The 20661-nt window shown below is 61.0% G+C and carries 18 protein-coding genes and 1 pseudogene; 14 read left to right on the top strand and 5 right to left on the bottom strand.

The features are described 5' to 3' along the window. The first annotated feature begins 26 nt into the window (after positions 1 to 26). The 4 genes from AD662_RS13005 to AD662_RS12990 are packed head-to-tail and all read left to right on the top strand — an operon-like array spanning position 27 to position 3891. Positions 27 to 287, top strand: coding sequence for a chaperone NapD (locus AD662_RS13005; RefSeq protein WP_014338487.1), 261 nt, complete (start codon positions 27 to 29; stop codon positions 285 to 287). Further along, complete coding sequence (gene napA / locus AD662_RS13000) at positions 284 to 2788, top strand: nitrate reductase catalytic subunit NapA (RefSeq protein ID WP_053187746.1); 2505 nt, start codon at positions 284 to 286, stop codon at positions 2786 to 2788. The genes AD662_RS13005 and napA overlap by 4 nt, the downstream gene beginning before the upstream one ends. Positions 2789 to 2799: 11 nt before the next feature. Beyond that, the gene (locus AD662_RS12995) at positions 2800 to 3285 is read left to right on the top strand and encodes a nitrate reductase cytochrome c-type subunit (RefSeq protein ID WP_053187743.1); all 486 of its coding nucleotides are present in this window, start codon (positions 2800 to 2802) and stop codon (positions 3283 to 3285) included. A gap of 9 nt (positions 3286 to 3294) precedes the next feature. Next, complete coding sequence (locus AD662_RS12990; RefSeq protein WP_053187740.1) at positions 3295 to 3891, top strand: cytochrome c3 family protein; 597 nt, start codon at positions 3295 to 3297, stop codon at positions 3889 to 3891. A gap of 89 nt (positions 3892 to 3980) precedes the next feature. On the opposite strand, the gene AD662_RS12985 is transcribed toward AD662_RS12990, so the two are convergent. After that, on the bottom strand, positions 3981 to 4337 hold the full coding sequence (locus tag AD662_RS12985) for a hypothetical protein (RefSeq protein WP_328587302.1): 357 nt from the start codon (positions 4335 to 4337) through the stop codon (positions 3981 to 3983). 194 nt (positions 4338 to 4531) lie between these two features. Here AD662_RS12985 and AD662_RS12980 point away from each other — a divergent pair. The 5 genes and pseudogenes from AD662_RS12980 to AD662_RS12960 form a co-directional block, all read left to right on the top strand. After that, positions 4532 to 4945, top strand: a pseudogene (locus AD662_RS12980) (SIR2 family NAD-dependent protein deacylase); the annotation flags it as partial. 125 nt (positions 4946 to 5070) lie between these two features. After that, positions 5071 to 6777 (top strand): molecular chaperone HscC, encoded by a 1707-nt coding sequence (locus AD662_RS12975; RefSeq protein WP_053187737.1) that lies wholly within the window; start codon positions 5071 to 5073, stop codon positions 6775 to 6777. Beyond that, complete coding sequence (locus AD662_RS12970; RefSeq protein ID WP_053187734.1) at positions 6774 to 8429, top strand: J domain-containing protein; 1656 nt, start codon at positions 6774 to 6776, stop codon at positions 8427 to 8429. Before AD662_RS12975 ends, AD662_RS12970 begins: the two co-directional genes overlap by 4 nt. A gap of 3 nt (positions 8430 to 8432) precedes the next feature. Continuing rightward, a complete protein-coding gene (locus AD662_RS29520; RefSeq protein WP_053187731.1) occupies positions 8433 to 9122 on the top strand; it encodes a DUF3829 domain-containing protein in 690 nt (229 codons plus the stop codon). Positions 9123 to 9219: 97 nt separating this feature from the next. Further along, positions 9220 to 10008: a nucleotidyltransferase domain-containing protein gene (locus AD662_RS12960; RefSeq protein ID WP_053187729.1), complete on the top strand. Its 789-nt coding sequence runs from the start codon at positions 9220 to 9222 to the stop codon at positions 10006 to 10008. 39 nt (positions 10009 to 10047) lie between these two features. Here the strand turns inward: AD662_RS12960 and AD662_RS12955 are convergent, their stop codons facing one another. The 4 genes from AD662_RS12955 to AD662_RS12940 all read right to left on the bottom strand — a co-directional run bounded on the left by AD662_RS12955 (position 10048) and on the right by AD662_RS12940 (position 14590). Continuing rightward, entirely contained in the window at positions 10048 to 10581 is a 534-nt protein-coding gene (locus AD662_RS12955; protein ID WP_235862405.1) for a GNAT family N-acetyltransferase, read from the bottom strand. A gap of 451 nt (positions 10582 to 11032) precedes the next feature. Further along, complete coding sequence (locus AD662_RS12950) at positions 11033 to 12277, bottom strand: saccharopine dehydrogenase family protein (RefSeq protein ID WP_018603827.1); 1245 nt, start codon at positions 12275 to 12277, stop codon at positions 11033 to 11035. 25 nt (positions 12278 to 12302) lie between these two features. Then, complete coding sequence (locus AD662_RS12945; RefSeq protein ID WP_018603824.1) at positions 12303 to 13400, bottom strand: carboxynorspermidine decarboxylase; 1098 nt, start codon at positions 13398 to 13400, stop codon at positions 12303 to 12305. Between the two features lie 254 nt (positions 13401 to 13654). Beyond that, entirely contained in the window at positions 13655 to 14590 is a 936-nt protein-coding gene (locus tag AD662_RS12940; protein ID WP_053187726.1) for a Ppx/GppA phosphatase family protein, read from the bottom strand. Positions 14591 to 14950: 360 nt separating this feature from the next. On the opposite strand from AD662_RS12940, the gene AD662_RS12935 reads away from it, so the two are divergent. The 5 genes from AD662_RS12935 (at position 14951) to phnE (AD662_RS12915) (ending at position 20147) form a co-directional block, all read left to right on the top strand. Beyond that, positions 14951 to 16570: an inorganic phosphate transporter gene (locus AD662_RS12935; protein ID WP_053187723.1), complete on the top strand. Its 1620-nt coding sequence runs from the start codon at positions 14951 to 14953 to the stop codon at positions 16568 to 16570. A gap of 346 nt (positions 16571 to 16916) precedes the next feature. Then, the gene (locus AD662_RS12930) at positions 16917 to 17768 is read left to right on the top strand and encodes a putative selenate ABC transporter substrate-binding protein (RefSeq protein ID WP_014339226.1); all 852 of its coding nucleotides are present in this window, start codon (positions 16917 to 16919) and stop codon (positions 17766 to 17768) included. Beyond that, entirely contained in the window at positions 17765 to 18562 is a 798-nt protein-coding gene (locus tag AD662_RS12925; protein WP_053187720.1) for a phosphonate ABC transporter ATP-binding protein, read from the top strand. Before AD662_RS12930 ends, AD662_RS12925 begins: the two co-directional genes overlap by 4 nt. Continuing rightward, positions 18556 to 19383 carry a phosphonate ABC transporter, permease protein PhnE gene (phnE, locus tag AD662_RS12920; protein WP_018603816.1) on the top strand — a complete coding sequence of 276 codons (828 nt, stop codon included), beginning with the start codon at positions 18556 to 18558 and terminating at the stop codon, positions 19381 to 19383. Before AD662_RS12925 ends, phnE (AD662_RS12920) begins: the two co-directional genes overlap by 7 nt. Continuing rightward, positions 19380 to 20147 (top strand): phosphonate ABC transporter, permease protein PhnE, encoded by a 768-nt coding sequence (gene phnE / locus AD662_RS12915; protein WP_053187717.1) that lies wholly within the window; start codon positions 19380 to 19382, stop codon positions 20145 to 20147. The genes phnE (AD662_RS12920) and phnE (AD662_RS12915) overlap by 4 nt, the downstream gene beginning before the upstream one ends. The last annotated feature ends 514 nt before the right edge of the window (positions 20148 to 20661 follow it).

Below are 20661 nucleotides of genomic sequence, written 5' to 3'. Positions count from 1 at the left end.
TTCTTGAAGGCTATTGGAGCCCGCTCATGGACGAAGCCCTGCATATTGCCAGTCTCATCGTACTTGCCCGACCGGAGTTGTTCGACGCGGTCAAGGCCAACCTGCGGCTGTTGGATGGCCTGGAACTGCATCATGAAAGCGCCGCCGGAAAACTCGTGGTGGTGCTCGAAGCCCGACACGAAGACCAGATCCTTCAACGCATCGAACAGATCAACCAACTGCCGGGCGTACTCAATGCCGCGTTGATCTACCACGAACTCCTCGAACCCGATGGAGAGACCGAATGAGCCTGACCCGCCGAGCATTCGTCAAGGCACAGGCCGCTGCCATTGCGGCCGCCGCTGCCGGCCTTCCGATCGTGACATCCGCCAGCAACCTGGTGACCGAAGCCGACATGGTCACCCTGGATTGGAACAAGGCCCCGTGTCGCTTCTGCGGCACCGGTTGCAGTGTGATGGTCGCGACCCGGGACAACCGCGTGGTCGCCACCCATGGCGACGTCAAGGCCGAGGTCAATCGAGGGCTGAACTGCGTCAAAGGCTATTTTCTTTCCAAGATCATGTATGGCGTCGACCGCCTGACCCAACCGCTGTTGCGCATGAAGAACGGCCAGTACGACAAGCAAGGGGAATTCCAGCCAGTCAGTTGGGAACAAGCCTTCGACATCATGGAGCTGAAGTTCAAGCAGGCCTTGAAGGATAAAGGGCCCCAGTCAGTGGGCATGTTCGGTTCCGGGCAATGGACGGTCTGGGAAGGCTACGCCGCCAACAAACTGATGAAGGCCGGTTTTCGCACCAACAACATCGACCCCAACGCCCGCCATTGCATGGCGTCGGCGGTGATGGGCTTCATGCGCACATTTGGCATGGATGAGCCAATGGGCTGCTATGACGACATCGAAGCCACCGATGCCTTCGTGCTCTGGGGTTCGAACATGGCCGAGATGCACCCGGTGCTCTGGAGCCGCGTCACCGACCGCCGCTTGAGCCAGTCCCATGTGAAAGTGGCGGTGCTGTCTACCTTCGAACATCGCAGCTTCGAGCTTGCCGACATCCCCATGGTGTTCAAGCCGCAAACCGACCTGATGATCCTCAACTACATCGCCAACCACATCATCGAAAGCGGCGCGGTCAACCAGGACTTCATCAGCAAGCATACCCGGTTCGCCAAGGGGGCCGACGACATCGGATACGGCCTGCGCCCGGAGGATCCACGGGAGAAGAAAGCCGCCAATGCCACCAAGGCCAACACCTGGACGGACATCTCTTTTGAACAGTACGCCGCGTTCGTCAAAACCTACACACTGGAGCGAACCGCCAAGGAGACCGGGGTGCCCGCTGAACGGCTGAAAAGCCTCGCCGAGCTGTACGCCGATCCCAAACGCAAGATCGTCTCGTTCTGGACCATGGGCTTCAACCAGCACACCCGTGGCGTCTGGGCCAACAACCTGATCTACAACATCCACCTGCTCACCGGCAAGATCAGCGAACCGGGCAACAGTCCCTTCTCGTTGACCGGCCAGCCATCGGCCTGTGGTACCGCGCGGGAAGTCGGGACCTTCTCCCATCGGCTGCCGGCCGACCTGGTGGTGACCAATCCCAAGCACCGCGCCACCGCCGAAAAAATCTGGAAGCTGCCCGCCGGCACCATCCAGGAAAAGCCCGGCTTCCATGCGGTCGAACAGAGCCGCATGCTCAAGGACGGCGTGCTCAACGTCTGCTGGACCCAGGCCAGCAACAACATGCAGGCCGGGCCGAACATCATGCAGGAAGTCCTGCCGGGTTGGCGCAATCCGAACAACTTCATGATCGTCTCCGATGTCTATCCGACCGTTTCCGCCCAGGCCGCCGACCTGATCCTGCCCAGCGCCATGTGGGTGGAAAAGGAAGGCGCCTTTGGCAACGCCGAACGCCGGACGCAATTCTGGCACCAGTTGGTGAGTGCACCGGGAGACGCCAAGTCAGACCTGTGGCAGTTGATGGAGTTTTCCAAACGCTTCACCACCGATGAAACCTGGCCCGCCGAGTTACTGGCCAAGGCCCCTGAGCTCAAGGGCAAGACTCTCTTCGAGGTGCTGTTCAAGAATGGTCAGGTCGACCAGTTCCCCGTCGACCAGATGGAAGCCGGCTACAAGAACGATGAAGCCAAGGCCTTTGGTTTCTATCCGCAAAAAGGTCTGTTCGAAGAGTACGCCCAGTTTGGTCGCGGCCACGGGCATGACCTTGCCACGTTCGACCGTTACCACAGCGAACGCGGCCTGCGCTGGCCGGTGGTCGAGGGCAAGGAAACCCGTTGGCGTTACCGCGAGGGACTGGACCCGTACGTGGAGAAAGGCAGCGAGGTGCAGTTCTACGGTTATCCGGACAAGAAGGCGATCATCTTCGCCCTCCCCTACGAGCCACCCGCCGAATCCCCGGACGCCGAATACCCATTCTGGCTGTCCACCGGCCGCGTCCTCGAACATTGGCACACGGGCACCATGACCCAGCGCGTCGAAGAGCTGTACAAAGCCGTGCCAGACGCGCTGGTCTACATGCACCCCGATGATGCCAAGGCCTTGAAGGCGCGGCGCGGCAGCGAGGTGAAGCTGATCAGCCGACGCGGTGAAATCCGTGCGCGCATTGAGACTCGCGGGCGCAACAAGCCACCTCAGGGGTTGGTCTTCGTACCGTTCTTCGATGCCAACAAGCTGATCAACAAGGTCACGCTCGATGCCACCGACCCGATCTCCAAGCAGACCGACTATAAAAAATGCGCGATACGCATCGAGCTGGTCAGCGTGGCCTGAGGAGAACCGTGATGTTTTTTCGAATCCTGCCGTTGCTCCTGCTCGCTGTGATCGGTGTGACGATCGCCGCTGAAATCGACTACCCGCTCGATGCGCCAGCGCCGGACGGGCGCCGTCCCGGCGGCACTCTGACCCAAAGCATGCCTGCCCCACCCATTGCCGAAGAGGAAAACAAGGACCTCAAGCGCGAGCGCAACTACCCGGACCAGCCGCCAACCATTCCGCACACCATCCGCGGCTATCAGATCGACAAGAACGGCAACAAATGCCTGTCCTGCCACAGCCGCGCCAACAGCGCGCGGACCCAGGCGACGATGATCAGCATCACCCACTACATGGACCGTGACGGCCAGGCACTGGCAGCCGTGGCACCGCGTCGGTACTTCTGCAACCAGTGCCACGTGCCGCAGGCCGACGTAAAACCACTGGTGGAAAACAACTTCCAGACCATCGACAAAATCCTGCAAGACGACGCAAACGCCGCGCAAAAGCCTTGAGGAGGCAACATGAAAGCACTGTTCGCCCTGCTCAAGGACTATTGGGGTGTCCTGCGTCGTCCGAGCATGTACTACAGCCTGGGTTTCCTGACGCTTGGCGGTTTTATCGCCGGGATCGTTTTCTGGGGCGGCTTCAACACCGCGCTGGAGGCCACCAACACCGAGACGTTCTGCGTCTCCTGCCATGAAATGCGCGACAACGTTTTCGTCGAGCTCAAGGACACGATTCACTACACCAACCGCTCCGGCGTACGCGCCAGCTGCCCGGACTGCCACGTGCCGCACGAATGGACCCATAAAATCGCGCGCAAGATGCAGGCGTCAAAGGAGGTCTGGGGCAAGATTTTCGGCACCATCGATACACGCGACAAATTCCTCGCCCTGCGCCGCGAACTGGCCGAACACGAGTGGGCCCGGCTCAAGGCCAACGACTCTCGCGAATGCCGCAACTGCCACAACTTCGAATTCATGGATTTCACCCGCCAGGGCAAGCGTGCCGCGTCCATGCACTCGACGTCATTGGCCAACGGCGAAGCCACCTGTATCGACTGCCACAAAGGCATCGCTCACAAGTTGCCTGACATGAGTGGTGTGAAGGGTTGGTAGGCGGTTGCCATAAGCTGCGCAAGCTGCGGGAACAGCAGACGTGCGTCTGCCACGATAATCCGGCAAATCCTCTGACCCGAACGCGTCGTTCATCGCGCCTCATACTGCATCTTGACGACTTCAGTGATTCGCTGCGCAACGCCATTGGCCGGCGGCGTGACTGATCGGATCGACTGGCCACGGTAAGGCCCCTCCGCGGGAAACCAATTCTGCACAACGACCACGTTTTTCGGCTGCGTGGCGGAAGCCGAGTCCGTAGAGATTTCATTGGTGAACTTGCAGGTATCAAACGTACCGAGGGCCGTCTTGATCGTTTCACGCCCGTTATAAGTCAGCTTCTCCACGACATCGAACTCGATGGTTGCCCCGGCGCTCACGGTTTTGTTTATGTAGCTGACGAATTCGCGTCCTGCCTGACGCTTTTTGCGGCGGCCGCGGGCGAGCATTCCGTGTATGTCCAGGCGTTGAAGGATGGGGTGAGTGTCGACTCAAGAACACTGGAATTACTTAAGGAGCAAGAGAGACAAAATGTCTAATTACGAAACATGGACGTTGGTGGTACAGGTGGCCGTGGCCTTGGTGGCCCTGCTGTCGATGTACCTGGTTGTTCGCCAGGTGGTCATCCTGACGGCGAGCCGGATCCAGGGAGGTGATTCACCTTCACGGCGATCTGGCCAGCGCCCGTTGCTTCCAGTGCAACCGTCCCTACCTGGGCGCATTGTCCATGGATGTCGGGCCCGAATGCGACAACCTGGAACCCCCGCGTTGCCCGCACTGCAACGGCCTGATCCGCCCCAATGTGGTCTGGTTCGGCGAGGGGATGCCGGAACAGGAACTGGCCCAGGCCTTCAGCGCTGCCCGCGACTGCGACGTCATGCTCTCCATTGGCACCTCTGGAAACGTCTACTCGGCGGCACGGATTCCGACCTTGGCAACCGAGCTTGGTGCCTGGATGGTGCATATCAATATCGAACCCATGGGGACCGCTTCCGATAAAACGCTGGTGGGCGATGCGACCCACTGGTTGCCGAGGCTGGTCGACGCGTTGGACTGATGCTCCATGCAAGACTCGCCCATGCCCCCTCAAAGATTTCCACGAATACGCCGATACATGCCTGATAAACTGACCGGCTCGCAGATAGCCCCTTGCGACGCATCGATTAAGGAGATCCAACGGACATGATTGTCGGCATTGACCTGGGCACCACCCATAGCCTGATCGCAGCATGGCGCGACGGCGCGGCGCAACTGGTGCCCAACGCATTGGGCGAGTGGCTGACACCGAGCGTGGTGGGCCTGGACGACGAAGGCCGCGTCATGGTCGGCCGCGCGGCGCTGGAGCGCCTACAGACCCATCCCCAGGTCACCGCCTCGCTTTTCAAGCGCTATATGGGCAGCGCCCGCCTCACCACGCTTGGTCATCAACAGTTCCGGGCCGAGGAACTCTCGGCCATGGTATTACGCAGCTTGCGCGAGGATGCCGAGCGGCATTTCGGCGAACCCGTGGAAGAAGCCGTCATCAGCGTCCCCGCCTACTTCAGCGATGCCCAGCGCAAGGCCACGCGAATTGCCGGTGAGCTGGCGGGCTTCAAGGTCGAGCGACTGATCAATGAACCCACCGCAGCCGCACTCGCCTATGGCTTGCACCAGCGCGATAACGCCAGCACCTTCCTGGTTTTCGACCTCGGCGGCGGGACTTTCGACGTGTCCATCCTGGAGCTGTTTGAAGGCATCATGGAAGTGCGCGCCAGCGCCGGCGACAACTACCTGGGCGGGGAAGATTTCGACACGCTGCTACTCCAGGATTTCGTTGCCGCACAGACGGGCAACACCGAGGGGCCACTGGCCCTTGAAGACGCGCAGCTCTACGGTCGGCTGCGCCGTGAAGCCGAACGCGTGCGCAAATCCCTGGGCCAGGAATCAAGCGCAACGTTTGCAGTACGCCAGGGCGAGCGCGAATGGTGTCGCGAATACACCCAGGCCGGTCTGTCCGATCTGTATGCACCCCTGTTCAGCCGCCTTCGAGCCCCTATCGAAACCGCTTTGCGCGATGCCCGTATCCGCGCCAGTGAACTGGACGAAGTGTTGCTGGTGGGCGGCACCACCCGCATGCCCCTGGTGCGTAAATTGGCCGCCAGCCTGTTCGGACGTTTTCCCTCGATCCAGCTCAACCCCGATGAAGCCGTGGCATTGGGCGCCGCCGTGCAGGCAGGGCTGAAAAGCCGCGACGCGGCACTTGAAGAAGTCGTGCTCACCGACGTCTGTCCTTATTCCATGGGCATCGAAATTACGGTCGAGTATGGCGGCAAGCTCGAAAACGGCCATTACCTGCCGATCATCGAACGCAACTGCGTGGTGCCCGTGAGCAAGGTCAAGCGCGTGTTCACACTCCAGGACCAGCAAAAGGTCGTACTGCTGAAGGTCTATCAGGGCGAAAGCCGTCGGATCAGTGAAAACATTCTCCTGGGCGAACTGGAAATTCCGGTGCCGCTTATGCCTGCCGGGGAAGTGGGGATCGACGTACGTTTCACTTACGATACCAACGGCCTCCTGGAAGCCGATGCGCAGATCGTCCAGACGGGAGAACGACGCAACCTGGTGATCGCCAATAACGCCGGCGTGCTGGATAGCGAAGAGATCAGCCAGCGCCTCAAGGCCCTGGAAGCGCTGAAGATCCATCCACGGGACGAACAACCCAATACCTTGCTGATCGCCCGGCTGGAACGCCTTTATCAGGAAAGCCGCGGTGATCTGCGCCAACAGATCGATGAGCTGGCTACCCGTTTCGCCCAGATGCTCGAGACCCAGGAACTGCACGACATCCGCGCGCTCCGGCTGCAGATCAGCGCCCAGCTCGACAGCCTGGAAGAAGGTGTCTGGCGATGACCTGTTGGGTGGTACTCGGGCTACTGGAGGACGCCGATAAGCGCAGCATCAAGCGCCAGTATGCAAGCCTGCTCAAACAGCATCGTCCAGACGAAGATCCCGAAGGGTTCCAGCGCCTGCGAGAGGCCTACGAGCAGGCTTTGGCGTGGGCTGATTGGCAGCAGGAAGTGGCCGTCGACGAAGAACAGCCCGCCCCCATCGAGCTACCCCTCATGGAACTGCCAACCCCGAGGCAGGCACCGATAGGGCCTTCCCCCAGCCAGCGTCTGGCGGCGCAATGCCTGGAGGCGATAGACGCGACCAACCTCGCCAGCCGCCTGACGCAGGCGCGTCTTTATGCCTGCGAGCGTGAATTCGAACACGGCCTGCTGGAGTTTTGCCTGGCGCAGGAAGATACCTACGACCTGGCCGAAGCGGCCATTACCCAGTTGCACTGGCTGACCCCTTGGCAACGCGAGGATCTGCCCAGCGCCGCCACCGAGCAACTGCGCGGCAGGCTCATGGATCTGGCATGGTCTCGCCTGACCGGGGCCTGGCATGATAGCCAACGCTTTCTCGATCTCGCCCGCCTGCTCGACGCCAGTCCTTGGCTACAGAGCCTGGACGCTCGGCAATGGCTGAACCGCTGCCTGGCCATGGCCCTCCTGCAGGCACCGACTTGGTCGGAACAGTTGTTCGACGCTATCTGCGCGCAACAGGGCTGGAAGCAGACCGGCCACCATAGTCCGTGTCCGGAACCCTGGTGGAGTCAACTGCTTGCCCGCAGCCACTGCGCTACGTTCCTTCAGCAGCAGGCTCGCCTCGCCCAGGGTTCCGACAGCAGCGAATCCCAGGCTGCACGCATGCTGTTTGGATCGGCCGATGAAAATGCCCGGATGCACTTGAGCATGAGCTTCAGCGCCGAAGATTGGGCAGCTGGCGAAACGCTGTATCGCAACGTCCAGCTTCGCTACCCCCGCCTACTGGACGAAATGCCTCAGTTGGCCCCGGAACTTTGGCGCCCGCTACGTCGCCAACCGCCGATCCTGGCCGTGCCGCTAGCCCTGCTCGGCGCTTCGGCCTACATGAGCTGGGCCTTGGAGTATCAGCTTGGCGGCGCGTTCTACAGCAGTGTGATCAACATGTTCCTCCGCGCCCTGCTGTTCGGCGTTATCGCCTGGGGGCTCAAGGCATTCTGCAAAACACTGAGCCGCGGTGCCTGGCGCCTCGACCAATCGATCAATGCACGCTACGGCCACTGGTTGAGCTTGCGACGCCCCACCCCGCTGCCGATCCGCGAGAGCCTCTGGGTCGGCTTGCTAGGCATGCTCGTCTACATGGTTGGTGGCACTCTTGCGGCGGGAGCGTATTTCGGCATTCTCGGCGCGTTGGCGGGCTTGAGCCGGTGGGCCACGTCTAAACATCACATTCCTTTCTTTTCTCGATTCTCTGAGCGGGTACCTCGAGGTGTCCTTATCGCATTACGCCTAGGGATGATCATTCCTGTGATCTTGCTGGGCGCCGCCTTCGCCAAAAACAAGCCCCTCGCCGCAAACGAAGGCCTCCAGGCTTGGCCGCAACGAACATGTGCCGCTCCCAAGCAAACTGATTCGCCCTGCCCAACCCAACTGTCCGCAGCTCAGTGGCATACGCTTAAAAACACAGGTCAGTGAACCGTGATCAATACCCGATCCTTCATTTTTGTGGTCCTCGTTTTGGTGACCTTGACCTGGCAAGCCCAGCGTTGGGCCGACCGAACAGATTCACGCAACAGCTACGTCAAGGCTTACGACCACTTGCGTCCGCCAGCTCAAGCGTTGAACTGGGAGTTGGAACATCAGCCGAACCCGCTTCTCGTGGAACAGCTCGACCAAGACCTACGCTTGCAAGCGGGGAGTAGTCAGGCCGCACCCTCGCACGAAGCGTTAGAGCGACCACAATTGCTAATACGCGAGCAACAGTTGGCATCCATCGAAAAACGCCTGGGACATGACCAGCATTGGCACACGCTGCGCTTCATGATCCTGGCACGCCAGACCATCAACGCCCTCGACGCAATGACCGAAGGCGCCCCGCTGACCCCGCAACAACTGCTTGTCATGCATCAAATGCTGGCAACCGTCTGGACAGACGCCGATACCTTCGTGCTGGCCCTGCCCCGTCTACGCTCAGCCAACGACAGCCGCCCCGTGTGGACCCAGATCAACTTGGCCGCCAGGGATTGGATCACCGCCCTGGAGCGTCTGCAGCAGCACTGGGCATCAGGGGCCGACGCCGCTGAACTGAACCAGGACCTCGCTGCAGCACGGGCCGGTTATGACGAGTTGCTGTCGCGCTATAACGCTGCGGTGGAGCATCAGTATTGAGTCGTCGGGATTGTTATTCGAAGGGCCCCCTGCTTTAGAATCGCACCGTCACAAATGGTGTTAGCGCATGCAAAATCCACCTGATTAGAGTGAGCTTATGGTTTCCATCGCTGTTCGGGAAGAAGTTCGAGACCGTCTCCGCCGTGCTGAGAATGAACATGAGGTGAAGGTCCTGCTCGCCGTAGAATCAGGCAGCCGCGCCTGGGGATTCGCGTCCCCTAATAGCGACTATGACGCACGCTTCATCTACGTCAATAAACCTGAGTGGTACCTCTCGGTCGGCCTTGAGGAACAACGTGATGTCATTGAATACCCGATTGTTGATGACATGGACATCAATGGCTGGGATCTGCGCAAGGCCTTGAGGCTTTTCTGGAAGTCAAATCCGGGGTTTGTCGAGTGGGTGCAGTCCACCATCATCTACGAACATTCCGGCTCCTTCCACGAGCGTGCCAAGGCGTTGCTGCCGCAGGTGTACTCGGTTGAAAGCGGTATCTACCATTATCGCAGCATGGCAAAAACCAATTACCGGGGGTACTTGCAGGCCGCTGAAGTACCACTAAAAAAATATTTCTACGTACTGCGGCCGTTGCTATCGGTACGGTGGCTGGAGCGCTTCGATCAACCCGCCCCCATCGAGTTTGACAAGCTGCGCGAAGTCATCGACGGCGAGCCCGAGTTGCACCTTGCCATCGATGACTTGCTTGCAATCAAGCGCGCCTCACCAGAAATGGGGCTTTCGCCTCAGATCATGCCTATTCAGAAATTCATTGAGCGGGAACTGAATAGACTTGAGGAGATCAAGCCGACCCGTAGCGAGCGTAAGGAAGTAGAGCCGTTACTGTCGGAACTGTTTCGCTCGGTACTGAAGGAAACGTGGAGATAACCCAAGTCATTGGCTTCATCGAAAGTCGCTTGGACGGATTTAAAACGTACAAGCGCCCCCTAACACTGTCCTGCGTGAATCAAATTTCCAGATCGAAAGCACAAAGCGGCCTCCACCCTCGATTTCCTCGCTACCCAACAGCGCGTCAGGCACAAACCCGCACCGTTCAAGGACCTTCCTTGAGCCGACGTTGCTCTCATAGACATAAGCCACCAGTTGCGTAAGCTCCCAACGCATCCGTGCCGCCTCGATCAGGTGTTTCAGGGCCTGCGTTGCCAGCCCTTGCCCGCAAACGCGTTGATCAATGCGATAGCCCACTTCGGCGCAACCGTGTGGTGAGTGGATGCTTTTCAGGTTCGCTCGCCCGACGATTCTCCCGCTGGAATCTTCGATCACAAAGGGGGGGTTGCTGCGCAGCCCAGCGGGAGCAAGCTCCCTCGCCACAGAAGCGGCGCCGGTGCTTCCGTTGGGATAGATCGACGGAACAGCCGAGGGGCTTTTGTGGCGAGGGGATTTATCCCCGCTGGGCTGCGCAGCAGCCCCAAAAGGCTGAATGCGGTCTGCCTGAAACATCACAGGGCCTGACTTCAGGGCCGCTTCGCGCCCCAGCGGGGCGGTGCGACGTTTCGCTAAATCCCCTCGCCACAGTGTGTGTCTATGCAGGTAGATGACTCACGCCTCCCCCAAGCCAAACACAACTCCGTGGCGAGGGAGCTTGCTCCCGCTGGGCTGCGCCGCAGCCCCAAAAAGGCTGAATGCGGTCGGCCTGAAACACCACAGTGTCAGGGTTCAGGGCTGCTGCGCAGCCCAGCGGGGATAAATCCCCTCGCCACAAGGTTATTCATTTGACGCGGGCATAAACGAAAAATGCTCCGTACCTTTCGATACGGAGCATTTCTTCAAGACTTCCACGGATTGCCAGGTATTCACGCGACGGTGAGTCTTCTGGTTCAATCGCCTGCAGAATTCAGAGGAATTCTGCAGTTCCTATCGGGGAGTCGGAACGGAACCTGCCTGGCGTCCTTCAGGCGTTTTGGTTCCAGGGACGGTCTCCATGCTCGTCCTTGATGCGCGTCGGCAAGCCCATCACATCCAATGCCTCGAGGAACGCCTCGGCGGGCAGCTCCTCGACGTTGACCATGCGCTGCACGTCCCACTCGCCACGGGCTACCAGCAAGGCTGCGGCCACGGGTGGCACGCCTGCGGTATAGGAAATACCCTGGCTGTCGGTTTCGGCGTAAGCGTCCTCGTGGTCGGCCACGTTGTAGATGAACATCTCGCGCGGCTGGCCATCCTTGACGCCCTTGACCAGGTCACCGATGCAGGTCTTGCCGGTGTAGCCCGGCGCCAGAGAACTCGGATCAGGCAGCACGGCCTTGACCACTTTCAGCGGCACCACTTCCAGGCCTTCGGCGGTCTTGACCGGTTGCTCGGAGAGCAGGCCGAGGTTCTTCAGTACGGTGAACACGTTGATGTAGTGCTCGCCGAAGCTCATCCAGAAACGCACGTTGGGCACGTCGAGGTTCTTCGACAGAGAGTGCACTTCGTCGTGGCCGGTCAGGTACAGGTTCTGCGAGCCTACGACCGGCAGGTCGTCGGTGCGCTTGACCTCGAACATGGTGTTGCTGGTCCACTGGCTGTCCTGCCAGCTCCACACCTGTCCGGTGAACTCACGGAAATTGATTTCCGGGTCGAAATTAGTGGCGAAATATTTGCCATGGGAGCCGGCATTGACGTCGAGAATATCGATCGAATCAATGCGGTCGAAATGTTGTTGCTGCGCCAGTGCCGCATAGGCATTGACCACACCCGGGTCGAAGCCCACGCCGAGAATGGCGGTGATGTTCTTTTCCTGGCACTCCTGGAGGTGGTTCCACTCGTAGTTGCCGTACCAGGGCGGCGTCTCGCAGACCTTGCCCGGTTCTTCGTGGATGGCGGTGTCCAGGTAGGCCACGCCGGTATCGATGCAGGCACGCAGCACCGACATGTTGAGAAAGGCAGAGCCGACGTTGATGACGATCTGCGACTCGGTTTCGCGAATCAGCGACTTGGTCGCTTCGACATCCAGAGCGTTCAGTGCAAAGGCCTTGATGTCGGCGGGTTGCTTGAGGCTACCCTTGGCCTTGACGCTGTCGATGATGGCCTGGCATTTGGAGATGTTGCGCGACGCGATAGCAATACGACCGAGTTCGTCGTTGTGCTGCGCGCACTTGTGGGCCACCACCTTGGCGACACCTCCTGCACCAATGATAAGTACGTTCTTCTTCAATTTCTTCATTTCTCCTTCCGCCAGCTCAAGACAGGCTGGACAGATAGTCGTCGTAAACAAACTCGCGAACCACCTCGACGCTGCCGTCGAGTTGCTTCACTACGATGGACGGCATTTTCAGGCCGTTGAACCAGTTTTTCTTGACCATGGTGTAGCCCGCTGCGTCGATGAACGACAGCCGATCGCCGATGGACAGCGGACGATCGAATTGGTACTCGCCGAAAATGTCTCCGGCCAGGCAGGATTTGCCGCACACCATGTAGGTGTGTTCGCCCTCGCTCGGTGCCAGCTTGGCGTCCAGGCGATAGATCAGCAGATCGAGCATGTGTGCCTCGATGGAACTGTCCACCACGGCCAGGTGCTTGCCGTTGTAGAGCGTGTCGAGCACGGTGACTTCCAGCGATGCACTCTGGGTGATCGCGGCCTCGCCCGGCTCCAGGTAGACCTGCACGCCATATTTTTGCGAGAAGGCCTTGAGCCGTGCGCAGAAGGCGTCCAGGGCGTAGCCCTCGCCGGTGAAGTGAATGCCGCCACCGAGGCTGACCCACTCGACCTTATGCAGCAAGTGACCAAAGCGCTCTTCGATAGTGCCCAGCATCTGGTCGAACAAACCGAAATCGCCGTTCTCGCAGTTGTTGTGGAACATGAAACCGGAGATATGCTCGATGACTTGCTCGATTTTCACTGGATCCCATTCGCCCAGGCGGCTGAAGGGGCGCGCCGGGTCGGCCAGCAGGTAATCGGAGCTGCTCACTTGCGGATTGACCCGCAGGCCACGGACCTTGCCGGCCGCCGCCTCGGTGTAGCGCTGCAACTGGCCGATGGAGTTGAAGATGATCTTGTCGCAGTTGGCGAGCATCTCTTCGATTTCATCGTCAGCCCAGGCCACGCTGTAGGCGTGGGTTTCGCCAGCGAACTTCTGCCGGCCGAGCTTGAGCTCATAGAGCGACGACGACGTGGTGCCGTCCATGTACTGCTGCATCAGGTCGAACACCGACCAGGTGGCGAAGCACTTGAGCGCCAACAAGGCCTTGGCCCCGGACTGCTCACGCACGTAGGCGATCTTCTGCATGTTCGCCAGCAGCTTTTGTTTGTCGATAAGGTAGTACGGGGTTTTGATCATTTTCGAGGCCTCCGGGCAAGGCGAGCCAAAAAAGGATGCGCATTGTGCCTTCACTGACTGCAGATCGAAAGAGCGAAAAGCCCCGTTCACGCAATCACCCTGATCCAGGCCCACGCTTTGCGATAACCGGACATACCGACTGCCCAGGCGATGAAATGCTGGATGATCGGGTAAAGAAGGGGTCGCCGAAGAGGCGTCGATGCTCGAAATCGAGCCATCGCTGATAGACGGCAATGGGCAACAACCGTCCGTGATCAGTGCTGATGCATCAGGCCATGCAGAACGCCGAACCTCAGGCCCGGCTCGGAAGCAATCATCTGCGAGATACCGAAGACCTTGAATGCCGCCAGCATGATCGCCAGGCCACCGGGCAGGATGCCCAGGCGATGGCTTTGCAAGCCGGCCAGCCTGAGCTGGTCGACATGGCCCACTTCCAGCAACCGCAGCGACAGACGCAACAATCCACCGTAGGTAATGCCGCCTTGCCCACCATCGTTGAAACCATTGGCCTTGAGCACTTTGGCCAACATCCGCGCCGTACCGGAAGAACCGATTGCCTGCTGCCAGCCCTGGGCGCGATAACCCGCCGCGACTCTTTCAAACTGCAGGACAGCCACTCGCTCCGCCTCCAACAGCGCCTGGGCGGTGATGCATCCGCCCCGAAAGTAACGCGCACCAAAGGTGCCACTGCCGATGGCGATGCTTTCCGTCAGCAACGGTTGAGCGCCCTGCCCCAGAATCAATTCGGTCGAGCCACCGCCGATGTCCACCACCAGCCGCGTGTGCTCGACACCGGGCACCGTATGGGCAACACCGGCGTACACCAGCCGGGCTTCTTCATGCCCGGACAGCACGTCGATCCGAAACCCCAGGTGCCGCTCGGCACTGGCCAGGAACAGCTGGGCATTCGCCGCTTCGCGCACGGCACTGGTCGCCACCGCCCGCACCCGTCCGGCTTCAAAGCCACGCAGTTTCTTGCCGAATCGAGCGAGAGCCTGCCAACCCCGATCCAGCGCCAGCTCGTCCAAAGCCCCGGCCTGCAGGCCCTCGGCCAATCGGACCGGCTCACGCAGGGTCTTCACTTCCTGGATCACCAACTGTCGATTGCGCTTGACCGACTGGCCAATCATCAGGCGGAAGGCGTTAGAGCCCAGGTCAATGGCCGCGAACAGGGGGGCGTCGCCTTTCATAGCGGTGTTCCTTGATTCATCAGCCAGCAGGCACAAGCGCTGCCGGACTTCCCACGATGGTTTGCGAGGATCCTGCCACGGCTTCGATGACACCTGGATGACACCCCTGGCGCTCGGCCATGAAAAACAGACGCGTGCCGGCGAAATTTCGGGCGAGCCCCGCGCCTTCGAGCGTAATCGATAAAACCTGATCGTGCGGGCATCCTCCACAGATAAACGTTTTAGCCAGGGGAAAGCGCGTGAAGCACAGATGACGTTCACGGCCATGTAACAAAATGCAACTAGCGTGGCATCCATGACCTGCTCAAGCAATGGAAGCTCAGCCTCTCACTTCCACCGCTCACCGAATCGGATTTGATCATGACAAACCAGACCCTGGTCATGGACTCATCGAGTGCCATCGCCCCCAGTTCAAGACCGCAGCTCAACCGCAAACCGAGCGTGATCACCCTGGTGGTGTTTTTCGCCGTACTGGGCAGCGGCCTGCTGTTTACCGCCTACAGCCTGATGCACGACATGAGCGAACTCGGCACCGTGGTGACCACCTGGACGCCGTTCCTGCTGCTGGGCGTGGCGCTGCTGATTGCCCTTGGCTTCGAATTCGTCAACGGTTTCCACGACACCGCCAACGCCGTCGCCACGGTCATTTATACCAACTCCATGGCGCCGAACTTCGCCGTGGCCTGGTCGGGCTTCTTCAACTTCCTCGGGGTGCTGCTCTCCAGCGGCGCCGTGGCCTTCGGCATCATCGCCCTGCTACCGGTGGAACTGATCCTGCAAGTCGGCTCCTCCGCCGGCTTCGCCATGATCTTCGCCCTGCTGATCGCCGCCATCCTGTGGAACCTGGGCACCTGGTGGCTGGGCTTACCAGCGTCGTCGTCCCACACGCTGATCGGCTCGATCATCGGCGTGGGCGTCGCCAATGCCCTGATGCACGGGCGTGACGGCACCAGCGGTGTGGACTGGGCCCAGGCGACCAAGATCGGCTATGCGTTGCTGTTGTCACCGCTGGTGGGTTTCGGTTGCGCTGCGTTGCTGCTGCTGGCGCTGCGGGCCTTCGTCAAGAACCGTTCGCTGTACAAGGCCCCCGAAGGCAATACGCCGCCGCCCTGGTGGATTCGCGGCATGCTGATCCTGACCTGCACCGGCGTGTCATTCGCCCACGGCTCCAACGACGGCCAGAAAGGCATGGGCCTGATCATGCTGATCCTGGTCGGCACCCTGCCGATGGCGTATGCGCTGAACCGCACCATGCCGGCCGACCAGGCGCTGCAATTCGCCGCCGTGGCGCAAGTCACCCAGCAAGCCCTGGTCAAGCACTCGTCGCTGCCGGCCCCGGCAAATCCGCGAGCGATCCTTTCCGCCTACGTGGGCAGCAAGGAAGCGACGCCGCAGTTGGTTCCGGCCCTGGCCGCCATGACCGGCAGCATTGGCGCCGAGGTCAAGGGCTACGGTTCGCTGGCCAAGGTCCCCGCCGAAGCCGTGGGCAACGTGCGCAACGACATGTACCTGACCAGCGAAACCATTCGCCTGATGGACAAGAACAAGGTCGGCAACTTCGACGCCGACACCAGCGCCCAGCTGCAATTGTTCAAGCAGCAGATCGACAACTCCACACGGTTCATTCCGCTGTGGGTGAAAATCGCCGTGGCCATCGCCCTCGGCCTGGGCACCATGGTCGGCTGGAAGCGCATCGTGGTGACGGTGGGTGAGAAAATCGGCAAGTCCCACCTGACCTACGCCCAAGGTGCCTCGGCCGAAACCGTCGCCATGCTGACCATCGGCGCCGCCGATCTGTTCGGTTTGCCGGTGTCCACGACCCATGTGTTGTCCTCCGGTGTGGCCGGCACCATGGTCGCCAACGGCTCTGGCTTGCAGATGCGCACCATCCGCAACCTGGTGATGGCCTGGGTACTGACGCTGCCTGCTGCCATCCTCCTTTCCGGCAGCCTCTACTGGTTGTTCACCAAGCTGTTCTGACCAATGTGGGAGCGAGCTTGCTCGCGATGGCGTCAACCCAGACAACCCAGAACCTGTGGCGAGGGAGCTTGCTCCCGCTCGGCTGCGCTGTAGGAGCTGCCGAGCGAAGCGAGGCTGCGATCTTTCCAGAGCCGGTTGAGTATCAAGCGAAAGATCAAAGATCGCAGCCTTCGGCAGCTCCTACAGAGGCCAGCGGGAGCAAGCTCCCTCGCCACGGGGGAATGAGTGAGTTCAAGGCCAGAAACGGTTAATATCGCGCTCCTTCGTCTACCCTCACAGAGCGGCGTACCGCCCTCGTGGGCGTGATGCTTCACCATTCCTTGCCTTCATGTACCGGAGATCCTCCATGCTCAAGCGTTCCCTGGCATTGGCCGTCGGCGTTGCCCTGTCTTTTAGCAGCCTGCTGACCCAGGCCGCCGACACCTTGAAAGTCAGTGCGATTCCCGATGAGGCCCCGACCGAGCTGCTGCGCAAGTTCAAACCGCTGGGTGCCTATCTGGAACAGCAAACCGGCATGAAAGTCGAGTTCGTCCCCGTCAGCGACTACCCCGCCGTGGTCGAAGCGCTGGCCACCGACCGGATCGACATGGCCTGGCTGGGCGGCTTCACCTTCGTGCAGGCACGCCTGAAAACCGGCAACGCCATCCCCCTGGTCCAACGCGAACAGGACGCCCAGTTCACCAGTAAATTCATCACCGCCGACCCGGCCGTCAAATCCCTCGCTGACCTCAAGGGCAAGACCTTTGCCTTCGGTTCCGTGTCGTCGACGTCCGGCAGCCTCATGCCGCGCTATTTCATGCTCAAGGACGGCATCAAGCCGGAAAGCTACTTCAGTCGCGTGGGCTACTCGGGCGCCCATGACGCCACCGTCGCCTGGGTCCAGGCCGGCAAGGTCGACGCCGGGGTGCTGAACGCCAGCGTCTGGGAAAAACTGGTTGCTGCCGGCAAGGTCGACACGACCAAGGTCAAGGTCTTCGCCACCACCCCAGCCTATTTCGACTACAACTGGACGGTGCGCGGCACCCTCGATCCAGCGCTGGCGGCCAAGATTAAGGCAGCCTTCCTCGCTCTCGACCCGGCCAACCCGAAGGACAAGGAAATCCTCGATCTGCAGGCCGCCAGTCGCTTCATCGAAACCAAGCCTGAGAACTACAAGGGCATCGAGGAAGCCGCACGCGCCGCCGAACTGCTCAAATGACCCTGCAACTGGCCCAGGTCAGTGTTACCCATGCCAACGGCGTCCAGGCGCTGCGGGGCATCGACCTGTACATCGGCGTCGGCGAACAGGTCGCCATCATCGGCCCGTCTGGCGCGGGCAAGTCGAGCCTGCTCAACCTGCTGGCCACCGCCCTGCGCCCGGGTAGCGGCGAGCTGCAGTTGCTCGGTGAACGCGCCTGGCAGCTGTCTGCCCGCCAGCGTCAGCGCCTGCGCGCGCGCATCGGCCTGATCCATCAATCGCCGCCGCTGCCGCCACGCCAACGCGTCGTCACGGCGGTCCTGGCCGGAAAGCTCGGCCAGTGGGGCATCGGCAAAAGCCTGTTGAACCTGCTGCATCCGCTGGATATTCCAGGCGCCAGGGCGGCGTTGGCCCGGCTGGACCTGGGCGACAAATTGTTCGCGCAATGCCAGCAGCTGTCCGGCGGACAGCTGCAACGCGTAGGCATTGCCCGGGTGTTGTACCAGGCGCCAGAGGTGCTGCTGGCCGACGAGCCGGTTTCGGCCATGGACCCGGTATTGGCCCAGCACACGCTTTCGGTGCTGTGCCGCCATGCCCGGGAGCACGACGTGACCCTGGTCGCCAGCCTGCACGCGGTGGAACTGGCCTTGGCGCACTTTTCCCGGGTCATTGGCCTGCGTGATGGGCAGATCCTGTTCGACCTGCCAACCGAAGCCGTGGACCGTCAGTTGCTCGACACGCTCTACGCCAACGAACAGCTACAGTCTGCGCCAACACCCCCCTCTTCCTTGAGCGTGCAGATCCCCCGATGCTGACACGCGATACCCGAGACCCCGCTACCCGCCCGCGCCTGCTGCTCACTCTGCTGGCCCTCGTCCTGCTGTGGCCGGGCATCCAGTTCAGCGAACTGGACCTCAGCGTGCTGGTGGCGAGCGACAGCCAGAGCGAAATGGGCCGGTTTGTAGCCGCCTTCTGGCCTCCAGCCCATGGCGACGAATTTGTCGAGCTGCTGTGGCAAGCCACCTTGCAGACGCTGGCGATCGCCACGGCCGGCATGGCCCTGGCGTTGCTGTTGGCGGTGCCCGCGAGCCTGCTGGCCAGCCGCGCCCTGTCGCTGTCGGCGGCCTCCCGTGCCGGGCACCCGGGCTATTGGGGCCAACTGCTGCGCTGGCCGGTGCGCGGCCTGCTGATCTTCCTGCGCAGCGTCCCGGAAATCGTCTGGGCGTTGCTCTTCGTCCGTGCCGTCGGCCTCGGCCCCACGGCCGGCGTACTGGCGATCGCCATTACCTACAGCGGCATGTTGGGCAAGGTCTACGCGGAAATCTACGAGTCGGTCGACCAGCGTCCGGCCCATGCGCTCTTGCAATCCGGCAGCAGCCGACTCGCGGCTTTCTGCTACGGGATCCTGCCCAATGTCGCGGCGGAACTGTTGTCGTACACGGTGTATCGCTGGGAATGCGCCATTCGCGCCTCGGTGGTGATGGGTTTCGTCGGTGCCGGGGGCCTGGGCCAGCAGATGGACCTGTCGCTGCGCATGTTCGCCGGCGGTGAAGTGGCCAGCCTGCTGCTGACGTTCCTGGTGCTGGTGCTGCTCGCCGATCAACTCAGCCGCCTGCTGCGCTGGAGGCTGGTATGAACCGCCTGTTCAACGTGGTCATGGTCCTGTGCATCGGCGCGGCGGTCGTCGCCTCGTTCGTCTACCTGGGCATCGACCTGGGCGAGCTCGGCGACAGCGGCAATCTGCACCAGGTGGGCGCTTATGCGCAGCGTTTTCTCAGCCCGGACCTAAGCCTGGGCCACCTGAAGGCGATCGGCCACGGCGCCCTGGAAACCCTGGCCATGTCGGCCCTTGGCACCCTGCTCGCGGCGGTATTCGGCCTGCTATTGGCCTTGCCTGCGGCCGGGCGCTTCGGCTGGCCCCTGCAGAGCGCTTCGCGGCTGGTGCTCAACGCCTTGCGCGCGGTTCCAGAACTGGTGTGGGCGGCGCTGATGGTCCTGGCCGCCGGGCTCGGCCCCAATGCCGGCACCCTGGCCTTGGCCCTGCACACCACCGGCGTGCTCGGCCGGCTGTTCGCCGAAGCGCTGGAAAATACCCCCTCCGAACCGGCCGACGCCATTCGCCTGCAAGGTGGCAATGCGGTATTGGCGTTCTGTTACGGCACGCTGCCCAACCTCCTGCCGCAGCTACTGGCCTATGTCCTGTACCGCTGGGAAAACAATATCCGCATGGCCAGCGTGCTCGGCTTCGTTGGCGCCGGGGGCCTGGGGCAAATGCTCTACGTCAGCCTCAGCCTGTTCCAGGAAGCCCAAGGCAGCACGGTGATCCTGGCGATGCTGTTGCTGGTTTTTGCAGTCGATACGCTGAGCAGTTGGAGTCGTCAACGCTGGGTCAAGGCTTGAGGTCTTGGGCAAAACCAACACGTTCGATGAAACCACGCAACCTGTGGGAGCGTAATGCTGTTCACTTAAGCCTTCCCGAGATTCTGGTCTTCCGTTCCGAGAGGCATAGTTTTTTTGGTGTGGATATCCGTTTTCTTTGTAACGGCTACTTATGGTTCCGCTCTTACAGCGGCTCACTTTTGAGAAGCCCGGAAGCCGGCCCAGTCAAAAGTAAGCAAAACGCTCCTGCCCCACCACTCGGTGCCTCGCCTAGGCTCGGCATGCCCGAACGAAGGCATTGCTCCGTGGGCCCACTGCGCAATACCTGCGTTCGGCCAGCGTGGTTAACGGGGCGCCCGAGATCAACATCCGCCACGAGGCGGCCTGATAGCCGACCTGGTTCTTGATGGGGACCGCGTTTTTCCTGTGGGAGCGAGCCTGCTCGCGATTGGGCCAGTAAACCCAACATCCATGTGACTGAACCACCGCCATCGCGAGCAAGCTCGGCTCCCACACAGGTTCTTGGTCGTTTATA

It is taken from the genome of Pseudomonas kilonensis (genome assembly GCF_001269885.1).
Classification (GTDB): domain Bacteria; phylum Pseudomonadota; class Gammaproteobacteria; order Pseudomonadales; family Pseudomonadaceae; genus Aquipseudomonas; species Aquipseudomonas kilonensis.
This window is presented reverse-complemented; position numbering and strand designations above follow the sequence as displayed.